The sequence below is a fragment of the Trabulsiella guamensis ATCC 49490 genome, from assembly GCF_000734965.1.
GTDB classification, from domain to species: Bacteria; Pseudomonadota; Gammaproteobacteria; order Enterobacterales; family Enterobacteriaceae; genus Trabulsiella; species Trabulsiella guamensis.
On record NZ_JMTB01000094.1, the window covers coordinates 64,439 to 77,268 of the forward strand.

13 protein-coding genes are annotated in these 12,830 nt (G+C 54.8%); 2 read left to right on the forward strand and 11 right to left on the reverse strand.

Going from position 1 to position 12,830, the window contains the following annotated elements; genetic code table 11:
- The first annotated feature begins 118 nt into the window (after positions 1–118).
- Positions 119–490 (forward strand): DUF2756 family protein, encoded by a 372-nt coding sequence (locus GTGU_RS15490; protein ID WP_038158896.1) that lies wholly within the window; start codon positions 119–121, stop codon positions 488–490.
- Here the strand turns inward: GTGU_RS15490 and ugpQ are convergent.
- From ugpQ to livK, 10 genes are all read right to left on the reverse strand, one after another.
- Positions 487–1,227, reverse strand: coding sequence for a glycerophosphodiester phosphodiesterase (gene ugpQ, locus GTGU_RS15495; protein ID WP_038158863.1), 741 nt, complete (start codon positions 1,225–1,227; stop codon positions 487–489). The two genes, GTGU_RS15490 and ugpQ, sit on opposite strands and share 4 nt — an antisense overlap.
- The gene (locus GTGU_RS15500; protein WP_038158865.1) at positions 1,224–2,297 is read right to left on the reverse strand and encodes a sn-glycerol-3-phosphate import ATP-binding protein UgpC; all 1,074 of its coding nucleotides are present in this window, start codon (positions 2,295–2,297) and stop codon (positions 1,224–1,226) included. Before GTGU_RS15500 ends, ugpQ begins: the two co-directional genes overlap by 4 nt.
- Before the next feature lies 1 nt (position 2,298).
- Positions 2,299–3,144 (reverse strand): sn-glycerol-3-phosphate ABC transporter permease UgpE, encoded by an 846-nt coding sequence (gene ugpE / locus GTGU_RS15505; RefSeq protein WP_038158867.1) that lies wholly within the window; start codon positions 3,142–3,144, stop codon positions 2,299–2,301.
- Positions 3,141–4,028 (reverse strand): sn-glycerol-3-phosphate ABC transporter permease UgpA, encoded by an 888-nt coding sequence (ugpA, locus tag GTGU_RS15510; protein WP_038158870.1) that lies wholly within the window; start codon positions 4,026–4,028, stop codon positions 3,141–3,143. Before ugpA ends, ugpE begins: the two co-directional genes overlap by 4 nt.
- A 100-nt stretch (positions 4,029–4,128) precedes the next feature.
- Positions 4,129–5,445, reverse strand: a complete 1,317-nt coding sequence (ugpB, locus tag GTGU_RS15515; RefSeq protein WP_038158872.1) for a sn-glycerol-3-phosphate ABC transporter substrate-binding protein UgpB — start codon at positions 5,443–5,445, stop codon at positions 4,129–4,131.
- Positions 5,446–5,640: 195 nt separating this feature from the next.
- On the reverse strand, positions 5,641–6,354 hold the full coding sequence (gene livF, locus GTGU_RS15520) for a high-affinity branched-chain amino acid ABC transporter ATP-binding protein LivF (RefSeq protein ID WP_038158874.1): 714 nt from the start codon (positions 6,352–6,354) through the stop codon (positions 5,641–5,643).
- 1 nt (position 6,355) lies between these two features.
- Positions 6,356–7,120 (reverse strand): high-affinity branched-chain amino acid ABC transporter ATP-binding protein LivG, encoded by a 765-nt coding sequence (gene livG / locus GTGU_RS15525; protein ID WP_038158875.1) that lies wholly within the window; start codon positions 7,118–7,120, stop codon positions 6,356–6,358.
- The gene (locus tag GTGU_RS15530; protein WP_038158876.1) at positions 7,117–8,394 is read right to left on the reverse strand and encodes a high-affinity branched-chain amino acid ABC transporter permease LivM; all 1,278 of its coding nucleotides are present in this window, start codon (positions 8,392–8,394) and stop codon (positions 7,117–7,119) included. The genes livG and GTGU_RS15530 overlap by 4 nt, the downstream gene beginning before the upstream one ends.
- Positions 8,391–9,317 (reverse strand): high-affinity branched-chain amino acid ABC transporter permease LivH, encoded by a 927-nt coding sequence (gene livH, locus GTGU_RS15535; protein WP_038158878.1) that lies wholly within the window; start codon positions 9,315–9,317, stop codon positions 8,391–8,393. Before livH ends, GTGU_RS15530 begins: the two co-directional genes overlap by 4 nt.
- Positions 9,318–9,351: 34 nt before the next feature.
- Positions 9,352–10,461: a high-affinity branched-chain amino acid ABC transporter substrate-binding protein LivK gene (gene livK / locus GTGU_RS15540; RefSeq protein WP_038158879.1), complete on the reverse strand. Its 1,110-nt coding sequence runs from the start codon at positions 10,459–10,461 to the stop codon at positions 9,352–9,354.
- Between the two features lie 417 nt (positions 10,462–10,878).
- Here livK and panM point away from each other — a divergent pair, with 417 nt between their 5' ends.
- Positions 10,879–11,262, forward strand: coding sequence for an aspartate 1-decarboxylase autocleavage activator PanM (gene panM, locus GTGU_RS15545; protein WP_038158881.1), 384 nt, complete (start codon positions 10,879–10,881; stop codon positions 11,260–11,262).
- 87 nt (positions 11,263–11,349) lie between these two features.
- Here panM and livJ read toward each other — a convergent pair whose 3' ends face one another.
- A complete protein-coding gene (livJ, locus tag GTGU_RS15550; protein ID WP_156964188.1) occupies positions 11,350–12,453 on the reverse strand; it encodes a branched chain amino acid ABC transporter substrate-binding protein LivJ in 1,104 nt (367 codons plus the stop codon).
- Between the last annotated feature and the right edge of the window lie 377 nt (positions 12,454–12,830).

The window sequence follows — 12,830 nt, forward strand, 5'->3', positions numbered from 1 at the left end:
ATTCTCCAGGTGATAAGATCTATGCTCCGGCTTAAGCCTGGTTCACAACTCTTAAAAAATCATCGTTATGCCTGAATCGCGATAAACTTAAGAGAGTCCTCAGAGGGAGGGAATGAAAATGAAACGTGTGTTTTTGATAACGGCGTTGCTGCCGTTCGCCGCACTGGCTCAGCCCCTGAACACCACCAATAACCCGAATCAGCCGGGCTATCAAATTCCCAGTCAGCAGCGGATGCAAACCCAGATGCTTAATCAGCAGCAACAGCAGAAAGGGATGTTAAATCAGCAGCTTCAGACGCAAACCCGCAACCAGCAGCAGCACCTGCAAATGCAGATGAATGACAACGCGCAGCGTGTCCGACAGGGTCAGCCGCGTGAACAGGTCCTGCCCAATACCAACGGAGGGATGCTGAACAGCACGACGCCGGAGAGCGGTCAGCAGCACATGCTGCCGTCGCGTCAGAATGGCGATATGCTGAAAAATCCTTAAGGCTCGAAATCGGCGCCGATGACGTCAATCGCATCGGTGCAGATACAGTCCACGCCCCAGTGTAATAACTCCGATGCGCGCTGGGGTTTGTTCACGGTGTAGACAAGAATACGCAGTCCCGCGGCTTTCAGCAGGCTCACCCGTGCTTCATCCAGCAGTTTATGATTCAGGTGAATCGACACACAACCCAGCCGCGTCGTCAGCGCCTGCCAGTCGTCGCGCCACTCGTCGAGCAACAGCCCGCGCGGTAACTCCGGTGCGGCGGCCTGTGCCGCTTCCAGCGCATTAATGTCAAAGGAAGAGAGCAATGGCGCAGTCATCCCCTGCCACAGTTCGCGTGCCGCCAGCGCCACCACTTTTCCGGTCAGCGGCCCGGTGCCGGTGGTCGGCTTAATTTCAATGTTCGCCATCATGCCCTGCTCGCGGCAGCGCTGCGCCACGTCCGCCAGAAGCGGCAACGGTTCGCCTTTGAACTCGCCGCTGAACCAGCTCCCGGCATCCACACGTTGCAGATCGCTCCACGTCAGATCCCCTGCCACGCCCCAGCCATTGCTGGTACGTTCAAGGTGATCGTCATGCAGCAGAAAAATCTCGCCATCCTTTGACAGCTTGACGTCGAACTCAACCATCAAATGACCGTAGTACGCGCCAACATCAATGGCGGCCAGGGTATTTTCCGGCGCCAGTTTACCACCGCCGCGGTGAGCGACGATGTGTGGATAAGGCCAGTAACTCATAGACGTTGTCCTGTGTCTCCATCAAACAGATGCAGATGATTTTCCGCCAGATGCAGCCACAGCGTGCTGCCCGCTTGCGGGCGCTGCTGATGCGGCAGACGCACCACCAGTTTTTGTTCTCCCCAGCGTCCGTGCGCCAGGTTATCTGCACCCAAAATTTCGAGCGTATCCAGCACCATCGGGATACCGCCCTCCGCCTGGGAGCTTAACGCAATATGTTCCGGACGGATACCCAACGTCATGTTGCGCCCCGCATATCCGCGGAATTGCCAGTTGATGGGCAACGCCATGCCGCTCTCCAGCTCAAAATGGGTGCCAGCCTGGCTGACGCGGCCGTCAAGCAGGTTCATCGCCGGACTGCCGATAAAGCTCGCCACGAAGCGAGAGGCCGGTTTTTCATATACTTCAACCGGTGTGCCGATTTGCTCGGCAACGCCTTTGTTCATCACCATCACCCGCTGCGCCAGCGTCATCGCTTCCACCTGGTCATGGGTGACGTACAGCGAAGTAGTGTTCAGGCGGCGATGCAGCTGTTGCAGTTCAAGGCGCATCTGAACGCGCAGTTTGGCGTCGAGGTTGGAGAGCGGCTCATCAAACAGAAAGACCGCCGGATCGCGCACAATCGCGCGCCCCATCGCCACACGCTGGCGCTGACCACCAGAAAGCTCGCGCGGACGGCGCTTCAGCAAACCGTCCAGCTCCAGAATACGTGCCGCTTCCTGTACACGTCCGGCGATGTGCGCCTTGCCCATACCGCGAATTTTCAGGCCCCAGGCCATGTTCTCCTCCACGCTCATGTGCGGATAGAGCGCATAGTTCTGAAACACCATCGCGATACCACGATCTTTTGGTTCCATCTCGGTAACGCGCTGGCGATCAATCCAGATATCGCCGCTGGTGACGCGCTCAAGCCCGGCCACCATGCGCAGCAATGTCGATTTTCCGCAGCCTGATGGGCCAACCATCACAATGAACTCACCATCGGACACATCAACGGTTAAAGGTTGGATCACCTGCGTTTTGCCGCCATCCCAGCTTTTGCTTACTGCCTGTAATTTTAAACCTGCCATCTTATTTCTCACTGTCCACTAAACCACGTACGAACGCGCGCTGCATGGCTAAAACAATAATTACGGGGGGAATGAGCGTGAGCAGCATCGCCGCCATCACCTGATTCCAGAGCGTGGTGCCTTCACCGTTGGAGATCATCCCTTTGATACCTGCCACGGCGGTGCCGAGATTCACGTCCTGAATAATCAGTAGCGGCCACAAATACTGATTCCAGCCGTAAATGAAGGTGATCACGAACAGCGCCGCGAGATTGGTTTTCGACAGCGGCAACACGATATCGCGGAAAAAGCGCATCGCCGACGCGCCATCAATACGTGCGGCTTCAATCAGTTCGTCCGGCAGCGTCATGAAAAACTGGCGAAACAGGAAAGTGGCGGTGGCTGATGCCATTAGCGGCAGCGTCAGGCCGGTGTAGCTGTCGAGCATGTTCAGCCGGGCGATCACTTCCACCGTCGGGAAGATACGCACCTCCACCGGTAGCATCAGGGTGATGAAGATCATCCAGAAGAACAGGTTACGCAGCGGAAAACGAAACCAGACGATGGCGAACGCAGAGAGGATCGAGACAGCGATTTTGCCCACAGTAATGCCGAACGCCATGATGAAACTGTTGAGCATCATCAGCCAGAACGGCGCACTGTTAACGCCAACGCCCTCCCGCCAGATGGTCGCCATGTTCTCCAGCAGATGCGTTCCCGGCACCAGCGTCATTGGCGTGGCGTACACCGCGTTGTTGTCGAGCGTTGCCGCCACAAACGCGACATACAGTGGAAACAGGATCACGGCAATGCCGAGGATTAACATCGTGTGGCTGAACATCGTCAGCCCGGGGCGGTGTTCAATCATTGGTAACGCACCTTGCTTTCAACATAGCGGAACTGCACCACCGTCAGGACAATCACCAGCATCATCAGTACCACCGACTGCGCGGCAGAGGCAGAAAGATCGAGCCCGGCGAACCCTTCACGGTAAATCTTGTAGATAAGCGTGGTCGTGGCCTGCACCGGCCCGCCCGCGGTGGCGGCATCGATAACCGGAAAGGTATCGAAGAAGGCATAAACCAGATTCACCACCAGCAGGAAAAAGCTGACAGGCGCGATCAGCGGTAACGACAGCTTAAAGAAACGACGAATCGGCCCGGCACCGTCAATCGCGGCGGCCTCGACCAGTGAACGGGGGATCGACTGCAGCGCGGCAAAAAAGAACAGGAAGTTGTAGCTGATCTGCTTCCAGACAGAGGCGAAAACCACGAGAAACATCGCCTGTCCGCTGTTCTGCGCGTGATTCCAGTCATAACCGAATTCACCCAGCGCATGGGTAATTAACCCGCGTCCTGGGTTAAAGAGGAATATCCACAGCACCGCCGCCACAGCGGGCGCCACCGCGTAGGGTAGCAGCATCAACGTCTGATACACCCGGCTGCCGCGCACCACATAATCGACCAGCGCTGCAAAAAACAGCGAAGCCAGCAGGCCGCTGATGGTCACCAGCGCACTAAACTTGATGGTGGTCCAGAAAGAATCCAGGTAGTAGCTGTCGTGAAACAGCGCGACAAAGTTATCCAGGCCAACAAACTGACTGGAAAGCCCGAACGGATCAACGCTTTGCAGGGAGTACCACAATGCTTCGCCCGCAGGCCAGATAAAGAAAATGAGGGTGATCGCCAGTTGCGGTGCGACGAGGAGATAGGGCAGCCAACGTGAACGAAACACCGGACGGGATGAGGACATTAAAATTGGGTTCCTGAACAGCGCCGGATGGCGCTCTGCTTATCCGGCCTACAGGTTCGTGTAGGCCGGGTAAGGCGACGCCGCCACCCGGCATTTCACATTACGATTTGGTTGACTGCTCAAAGCGACGCAGCAACTGATTACCACGCTCGACAGCGGCATCCAGCGCCTGCTGAGGCGTTTTCTTACCTGTCCACACGCTTTCCAGTTCTTCATCCACCACGGTGCGGATCTGCGGCATGTTGCCCAGACGCATGCCTTTGGTGAACGGCAACGGCGGCTTATTCAGCATCTGACGGGTAGCGATATCTGCTCCTGGGTTTTTGTCGTAGTAGCCCTGCTCGCGGGTCAGGTCATACGCCGCTTTGGTGATTGGCAGATAACCGGTTTTCTGATGCCATTCCGCCGCGTTTTCTGGTTTCGCCAGGAACTCGAGGAATTTCGCCACACCGGTGTAGGTCGCTTTGTCTTTACCCTGCATAACCCACAGGCTGGCGCCGCCGATAATCGCGTTCTGCGGCGCGCCTTTCACGTCAGCGTCGTACGGCATCATGCCCACGCCATAATTGAATTTGGCGTAATGACGGATGTCCGCCAGTGAACCGGAAGACGCGGTAGTGATGGCGCAGTCACCGTTGTAGAACTTCTCGGTAGACTCGTCTTTACGACCGAAGTAGCTGAAATCACCTTTCTTATTCAGTGCTTCGAGCATGGCGATGTGTTTCACCTGTTCCGGCTTGTTGAATTCCAGTACCGCATCGGTACCGTCAAAGCCGTTATTTTTGGTCGCGACCGGCAGACCATGCCAGGCGCTGAAGTTTTCAATCTGGATCCAGCCCTGCCAGCCGCTGGCGTAACCGCATTTCGCGCCAGACGCTTTCAGTTTCGCGGTATACGCGGCCAGATCCTGCCAGGTTTTCGGCGGCTGCTCCGGATCTAACCCTGCTTTTTTGAAGGCGTCTTTGTTGTAGTACAGCACCGGCGTGGAGCTGTTGAACGGCTGAGACAGCAGATGACCCGTTTTCGAATCAGAGTAGTAACCAGAAACGGTCGGGACGAACTGCGACTCATCGAATTTGATGTTGGCTTCGCTGAACACTTCATACACCGGCTTGATCGCTTTGGAAGCCATCATGGTGGCGGTGCCAACTTCATAAACCTGTAACAGGGCGGGAGCGTTGCCGGTACGGAACGCGGCGATACCCGCGCTCAGGCTTTGTTCATAGTTGCCTTTATAAACCGGCACAATTTTGTAATCCGGGTTTGCCTGGTTGAAACGTTGCGCCAGGGAATCCACTTCTTTTCCCAGTTCCCCTTCCATGGAATGCCAGAACGGGATCGTGGTTTCTGCCAGCGCGTTGCCAGCAAATGCCAGACTGAGCGCCAGTCCTAAAGCTGTGTGTCGTAACGAAGTCATTCGGTTATCTCTCTTGTTTTGTGCCGGATGCGCGAAATCACGCGTTTGTGCTCGCGAGGTAACATGACATGTACGAATGACAGAAAAATAATCTTTTAGTTACAGCGGGATGACAGGAGTGCGGAAGAAAAATGATGAAATGGTGACGAAACGATGTAAGCCCGGCGCGATGCACGCGGCCGGGCAATGAATGAATTAACCGCCGAGGTAAGCGCTACGTACTGCTTCGTTTGCCAGCAGAGCTTCACCGGTATCGGACAGCACCACGTGACCGTTTTCCAGCACGTAACCGCGATCGGCAAGTTTCAGCGCCTGGTTAGCATTCTGCTCAACGAGGAAGATGGTCATGCCCTGCTCGCGCAGCTGTTCGATGGTATCGAATATCTGCTGGATGATGATCGGCGCCAGGCCGAGCGATGGCTCGTCCAGCAGCAACAGACGCGGCTGACTCATCAGCGCGCGACCAATCGCCAGCATCTGTTGTTCACCGCCAGACATGGTGCCCGCACGCTGGATACGACGTTCATGCAGACGCGGGAACAACTCGTAGACCCACTGAATGCGCGTCTGATACTGATCGCGATCAGCAAAGAAGCCGCCCATCGCCAGGTTCTCTTCCACCGTCATCCGCGAAAAGACGCGACGGCCTTCCGGTACAATCGCCACCGCTTCGCGCATAATTTTCGCGGTTTGCCAGTCGGTAATGTCTTTACCATCGAATACAATGCGTCCGCTGGTCGCGCGCGGATCGCCGCACAGCGTGCCGAGTAGCGTGGTTTTCCCCGCACCGTTCGCACCAATGAGCGTCACAATTTCGCCCTGATTAATATGCAAACTGACGTTATGCAGCGCCTGAATTTTACCGTAGTGGGCGCTGACACCGTCAAAAGACAGCATGACTTTTTCCATCTTATGCCTCACCCAAATACGCGCGGATCACATCCGGGTTATTTCGAATTTCCTCCGGCGACCCTTTCGCCAGCGGCATTCCCTGATTCACGACGTAAATACGATCGGAAATCCCCATCACCAGTTTCATATCATGCTCAATCAGCAGAATGGTAGTATTGTGATGGCTGCGCAGCTCGGCGATAAGCTCGTCCAGCTCTTTGGTCTCTTTCGGGTTAAGCCCTGCCGCTGGCTCGTCAAGCATCAGGATTTCCGGCAGCGTCACCATACAACGGGCAATCTCCAGACGACGCTGGTCACCATAAGCCAGGTTGCTCGCCTGACGGTTGGCATGCGCCAGCAGGCCGATACGCTCAAGCCAGGCCGCAGCACGATCCAGTGATTCACTCTGCGCGCGGCGGAACGCCGGGGTTTTCAGCAACCCCGAGAACACCCCGGTTTTCAGTTGCTGATGTTGCGCCACCAGCAGGTTTTCAATCACTGTCATTTCACGGAACAGCCGTACGTGCTGGAAGGTCCGCACCACGCCCATCCGGGCAATCTGCTGACCCGACATGCCTTCGAGATGCTGCTCACGAAGGCGAATGGTGCCGCCAGTCGGTTTATAAAAACCGGTCAGACAGTTGAATACGGTAGTTTTCCCGGCACCGTTCGGCCCAATCAGCGAAACGATTTCCCGCGGATACAGCTCCAGCGATACATTGTTGACCGCCAGCAGGCCACCGAAGCGCATCATCAGGCCATCAACAGATAATAATGGACTCATGCCTGCTCTCCTTTCGCTTGCCCGTTTTTCAGTTTCATCTGCACACGGGTCATCGGCAGTAAGCCCTGCGGACGCCAGATCATCATCAGTACCATCAAACCACCCAGCATTAACATGCTGTACTCATTGAAATCACGCATCAGTTCACGCGAAACCACCAGCAGGATAGCCGCCAGGATGACCGCAAACTGAGAACCCATCCCGCCAAGCACCACGATCGCCAGCACAAACGCCGATTCGGCGAAAGTGAAGGATTCCGGGCTGACGAACCCCTGACGGGCGGCGAACAGCGTACCGGCAAACCCGGCAAAGGCCGCGCTGATGGTGAACGCCGTCAGCTTAATACGCGTCGGGCTCAGACCCAGCGAGCGGCAGGCGATTTCATCTTCACGCAGCGCTTCCCATGCACGACCCAGCGGCATACGCAGCAGACGGTTAATGACGAACAGGCTCAGCACCACCAGCAGCAGCGCCACCAGGTAGAGGAACACCACGCGGTCGGACGGATCATATTTCACGCCGAAGAAGTTGCTGAAAGTATCCCAACCGCCTTCGCGGGCAGTACGGCTAAACTCGAGACCGAAAAGCGTGGGTTTCGGGATCTGGCTGATGCCGTTCGGACCACCGGTAATTTCGGTGTTGTTGAGCAGCAGAATACGGACGATCTCCCCAAAGCCGAGGGTCACGATAGCAAGATAGTCACCACGCAAACGTAGTACCGGGAATCCAAGCAGGAAGCCCGCCAGCGCCGACACCAGCCCGGCGATCGGCAGACAAGTCCAGAAGCCAAGGCCGTAATAGTGATTCAGCAGCGCGAATGTATAGGCGCCGATGGCGTAGAAACCGCCGTAGCCCAGCACCAGCAGCCCGGATAACCCCACCACGACGTTCAGGCCGAGACCGAGAATGATGTAAATCATCGTCAGCGTGGCGATATCCACCGTACCGCGCGAGACCATAAACGGCCAGGCGACGGCAATCACCAGCAACGCAATCAGAAACAGCTTCTGTTTTACCGTCGAACCATCAATCGCCGGCAGAATAAACTTCGGCCCGGAGACGCCTTTCAGAGCATGAGTAAACAGCGGGCGCAGCAACTGAAAGAAAAAGACCACCGCGGTGCCGATAAACACCCACTGCCAGCGAATGTCCGAGGCTGAGCCAACGATCAGTCTGGTGCCGTCCAGCCCCAACTGTACGCCCATGAACACACCGGCCAGTACGAAAAACAGGACTGCAGAAAGCAGCGCCATCGCAAAATGCATCGATTTCATACTTTTTCTACCTCCGGGCGACCCAGGATGCCGGTCGGCATCACCAGCAGCACCAGAATCAGCAGCGCAAACGACACCACATCTTTATATTCGGTACTCAGATACGCAGAAGAGAGCGCTTCCGCCACGCCGAGGATCAGCCCGCCGATCATCGCCCCAGGAATACTGCCGATCCCGCCCAGAACCGCAGCGGTAAAGGCTTTCATCCCTGCCATAAAACCAATGTACGGGTTGATAACGCCGTAGAATTGCCCGAGCAGCACACCCGCCACCGCAGCCATCGCCGCGCCGATCACAAAGGTCAGCGCGATGACGCGGTCAGTATTAATACCGAGCAGGCTCGCCATTTTCAGGTCTTCTGCGCAAGCACGACATGCGCGGCCCATACGCGAGTAGCGAATGAACACCGTCAACGCCAGCATCGCGATAAACGTCACGACCCAGATAACCAACTGCATTGTGGTGATGGAGGCAGAGAAATGTTCGCTGCTTCCCACCACCCACTGACCGTCAACCAGGTTCGGCAAAGCGATATCACGTGAGCCTTCCGTCAGGCTGACGTAGTTTTGCAGGAAGATAGACATCCCGATGGCGGAGATCAGGGCGATAAGACGCTTGGAGCTGCGCACCGGACGATAAGCCACCCGCTCGATGCTCCAGCCGTAGGCGCTGGCGATGATAATCGCACCAATAAAACCGGCGGCAATCAGCAACCAGCTGGCGTCAATACCCAGCATCATGAGCGCAGCGATGATCATGAACGAGACATAACTGCCGATCATATAGACCTCGCCATGGGCGAAGTTGATCATGCCGATAATGCCGTACACCATGGTGTAGCCGATGGCGATTAGCGCATAGGTGCTTCCCAGCGTGACGCCGTTAAACATCTGCTGCAAAAAATAGAGGAACTGCTCGGACATAAAGTAACCTTTTCAACCCTACAGAACGGGATAATCATTTGGCTGCGGTTGACGAACCGTCGGCATGCCACTGGAAAACTCCAAACTCAAATCCCTTCAGATCGCCTTTTTCATCCCAGTTCAGCGGCCCAATCACGGTATCTGCCCCGTGCGCTTTCAGATCCTTAATCAGATCCTGTGGTTCTTTGCTACCCGTACGATCCATGGCGGTTGCCAGCGACTGCACGGCGGCGTAGGTGATCCAGACGTAAGGACCACTCGGATCTTTTTTCTCTGCTTTCAGTGCGTTGACGATAGCGCTGTTTGCCGGATCCTGGTCATAGCGTTTCGGCATGGTTACCAGCATGCCCTCTGCGGCATCGCCCGCGATATTGGACAGTGACGCGTTACCCACGCCTTCCGGTCCCATAAACTGGGTTTTCAGGTTGATTGAACGCGCCTGGCGTAACATCTGCCCCATTTCCGGGTAATAACCGCCGTAGTAGACAAAATCGATATTCTCTTTCTTCAGACGAGAGACGAGGGCGGAGAAATCTTTTTCCCCGGCAGTGATGCCGTCAAAAAAGATCACATTGGCGCCCCCCTGTTTCAGGCCGTCCTGGACCGAACGCGCCAGCCCTTCGCCGTATTGCTGCTTGTCATGGATGATCGCAATACGCTGCGGTTTCACCTTTTCAAGGATGTATTTCGCCGCCGTCGGCCCCTGGGAAGAGTCAAGTCCGGCGGTACGCATAATGAACTGATAGCCACGCTGGGTCAGCTCCGGATTGGTCGCGCCCGGTGAAATCATCAGAATGCCTTCGTCTTCATAAATGTCAGACGCAGGTTGTGTGGAAGAGGAGCAAAGATGGCCGATGACGTACTTAATGCCGTCGTTAACCACTTTGTTGGCGACGGCAACGGCCTGCTTCGGATCGCACGCGTCGTCATATTCAACGCCGACCAGTTTGTCGCCTTTGATGCCGCCATTGGCATTGATGTTTTTGATGGCTTCACGTGCACCGTTGAATTCCATATCGCCCCATTGAGCCACCGGGCCGGACATCGCACCAACAACCGCCACTTTAATTTCCTCTGCCATCGCAGCCTGTGACATTGCCAGTGCAACCATCCCCGCGATCACTGTCTTCGCGTTCCTTTTCATTTTTCAAACCCCGTTCGTGATGTCTGTGAATTTCTTGTAATTATCTGGTTAAAAACCATGCTGTATTTTTATTGCACAATACTATTTTTACCAGTTTCTTTAATGGTTTAGAGTCATTTTTTACTGAAATTCAGATCAAAATCTCTATTTTTCAGTCGATTAAGGAAAGATAATATTCTGAAATAATCGAGAGATAAACAAAAAAAGTCCGCGTGACAGCATAATATAACGGCATATAAAGCCGAACAATTCACTACCCATCAGGCTAAAATGCTGCTTCTTTTTCGATCCCTAATGGATAAATCTGCATCGTTAATGAAGTAAAAATTAATCGGCTAATGAATGAATAAAAAACAGGCCCCCCACGAATGAGAAATTGAGTACACTTTCCTGACCGTTGTCACAGGAAAGCTTTGAATGAAACTGACCATCATCCGCCTCCATACCCTGAGCGAGCAGGACAAAATCGATCTGGGGAAAATCTGGCCGGAATACACCGAAGCGTCATTAGCGCTTGATGAATTACACCGTATTTATGCTGCCCGTTTTAACGACCGTCTGTTGGCGGCGGTTCGCGTGACCCTGAGCGGCACTGAAGGAGCGCTGGATTCTCTGCGCGTGCGTGACGTCACTCGCCGCCGTGGCGTGGGGCAATATCTGGTGGAAGAAGTGCTGCGCGACAACCCTGGCATCTCCAGCTGGTGGATGGCAGACGTTGGCGTTGAAGATCGCGGTGTGATGGCGGCATTCATGCAGGCGCTGGATTTCACGGCGCAGAAAGGCGGCTGGGAGAAGCGATAAAAAAGCCCGGCGTTAACCGGGCTCTCTCCCCATTTTTCCAGACTCAGTGCAGGCCGGGTAAGGCGACGCCGCCACCCGGCACTACTCTCATTTAGCGTCTGTTGCGGTGCCGTTAGCATGCCAGGTGAAAACACCGAACTCAAAGCCTTTCAGGTCGCCTTTCTCATCCCAGGACAGCGGCCCCATTACGGTGTCAACGCTGTTGGCTTTCAGCCATTTGGCGATTTCTGCCGGATCGTCAGACTGGTTCAGACCGGCTGACAGTGACTGCAGCGCTGCATAGGTCGTCCAGACGAACGCGCCGCTCGGATCCTGTTTCTTCGCTTTAATCGCATCTACCACTGGTTTGTTCGCCGGAACCTGATCGTAGTTCTTCGGCTTGGTTACCAGCATGCCTTCCGCAGAATCACCGGCGATGTTAGACAGTGAAACGTTAGCCACGCCTTCCGGCCCCATAAACTGCGTTTTCAGACCCGCAGCACGCGCCTGACGCAGAATTTGGCCCATTTCCGGGTGATAGCCGCCGTAGTAGACGAAGTCGATATTTTCTTTCTTCAGACGTGCCACCAGGGTGGAGAAATCTTTCTCGCCCGCGGTGATACCATCAAAGAACACCACGTTGGCGTTGCCTTTCTTGAGACCGTCCTGTACCGCACGGGCCAGGCCTTCACCGTACTGCTGCTTATCGTGAACGATAGCAATGCGCTGCGGTTTCACTTTCTCAAGAATATATTTTGCGGCAGTCGGGCCCTGATCAGAGTCAAGACCAGTGGTGCGCAGTACCAGGTTATAACCGCGCGCGGTCAGCTCAGGCGCCGTCGCTGCCGGTGTGATCATCAGAATGCCTTCGTCTTCATAGATATCAGACGCTGGCTGGGTGGAAGAGGAGCAAAGGTGACCGATAACATACTTAATGCCGTCGTTAACCACTTTGTTCGCTACCGCCACTGCCTGTTTCGGGTCGCAGGCATCATCATATTTGGTGATAACAAGTTTGTTGCCTTTGATACCGCCCTTAGTATTGATATCCGCAACCGCCTGCTCAGCACCGGTAAATTCCTGATCGCCATATTGCGCAACCGGGCCGGACATCGCACCGACCACGGCGACTTTGATGTCTTCTGCCAGCGCCATCTGACTGAACGCCAACGCGATACATCCTGCCAGTAACGCTTTACCCTTCATTTTCATCCTGAGATTCCCCATTGTTTATGGTGATTGCATTTGTTGTGATGTTGTTTTTTAGCGCTTTATTTCAGTTTTATGTCTACCGCCCGCGCTTCAGCAGCATACTCTGCTAAAACATACCCCATTTTTCAGTATTTGACAGGCGAAATTTGACGATTTTTTTACAGGGGAAGGGGTAACAGCAGACACTAAAACTGCCTCTGAACGCTAAAATCACCTGAACCAAACATTTCCCTTCGTGATCCCGCTCACATTCTCCGGACACTCCCCGTGCCAGCATTCGCCATCATCTTGTAACGCATTGTTTTTATTCATGTTATCAATGAATTAACCTCCCACACTGATACCATGAATAGTTCAGGGACGCCGGTATGTCATTA

Excerpts from the sequence above, each read along its gene's own strand:
- ugpE (WP_038158867.1), bottom strand. The coding sequence starts at position 3,144 with ATGATTGAACACCGCCCCGGGCTGACGATGTTCAGCCACACGATGTTA.
- livH (WP_038158878.1), bottom strand. The coding sequence starts at position 9,317 with ATGTCCGAGCAGTTCCTCTATTTTTTGCAGCAGATGTTTAACGGCGTC.
- livK (WP_038158879.1), bottom strand. The coding sequence starts at position 10,461 with ATGAAAAGGAACGCGAAGACAGTGATCGCGGGGATGGTTGCACTGGCA.
- GTGU_RS15490 (WP_038158896.1), top strand. The coding sequence starts at position 119 with ATGAAACGTGTGTTTTTGATAACGGCGTTGCTGCCGTTCGCCGCACTG.
- ugpA (WP_038158870.1), bottom strand. The coding sequence starts at position 4,028 with ATGTCCTCATCCCGTCCGGTGTTTCGTTCACGTTGGCTGCCCTATCTC.
- livG (WP_038158875.1), bottom strand. The coding sequence starts at position 7,120 with ATGAGTCCATTATTATCTGTTGATGGCCTGATGATGCGCTTCGGTGGC.
- GTGU_RS15500 (WP_038158865.1), bottom strand. The coding sequence starts at position 2,297 with ATGGCAGGTTTAAAATTACAGGCAGTAAGCAAAAGCTGGGATGGCGGC.
- GTGU_RS15530 (WP_038158876.1), bottom strand. The coding sequence starts at position 8,394 with ATGAAATCGATGCATTTTGCGATGGCGCTGCTTTCTGCAGTCCTGTTT.
- livF (WP_038158874.1), bottom strand. The coding sequence starts at position 6,354 with ATGGAAAAAGTCATGCTGTCTTTTGACGGTGTCAGCGCCCACTACGGT.
- panM (WP_038158881.1), top strand. The coding sequence starts at position 10,879 with ATGAAACTGACCATCATCCGCCTCCATACCCTGAGCGAGCAGGACAAA.
- ugpQ (WP_038158863.1), bottom strand. The coding sequence starts at position 1,227 with ATGAGTTACTGGCCTTATCCACACATCGTCGCTCACCGCGGCGGTGGT.
- livJ (WP_156964188.1), bottom strand. The coding sequence starts at position 12,453 with ATGAAAATGAAGGGTAAAGCGTTACTGGCAGGATGTATCGCGTTGGCG.
- ugpB (WP_038158872.1), bottom strand. The coding sequence starts at position 5,445 with ATGACTTCGTTACGACACACAGCTTTAGGACTGGCGCTCAGTCTGGCA.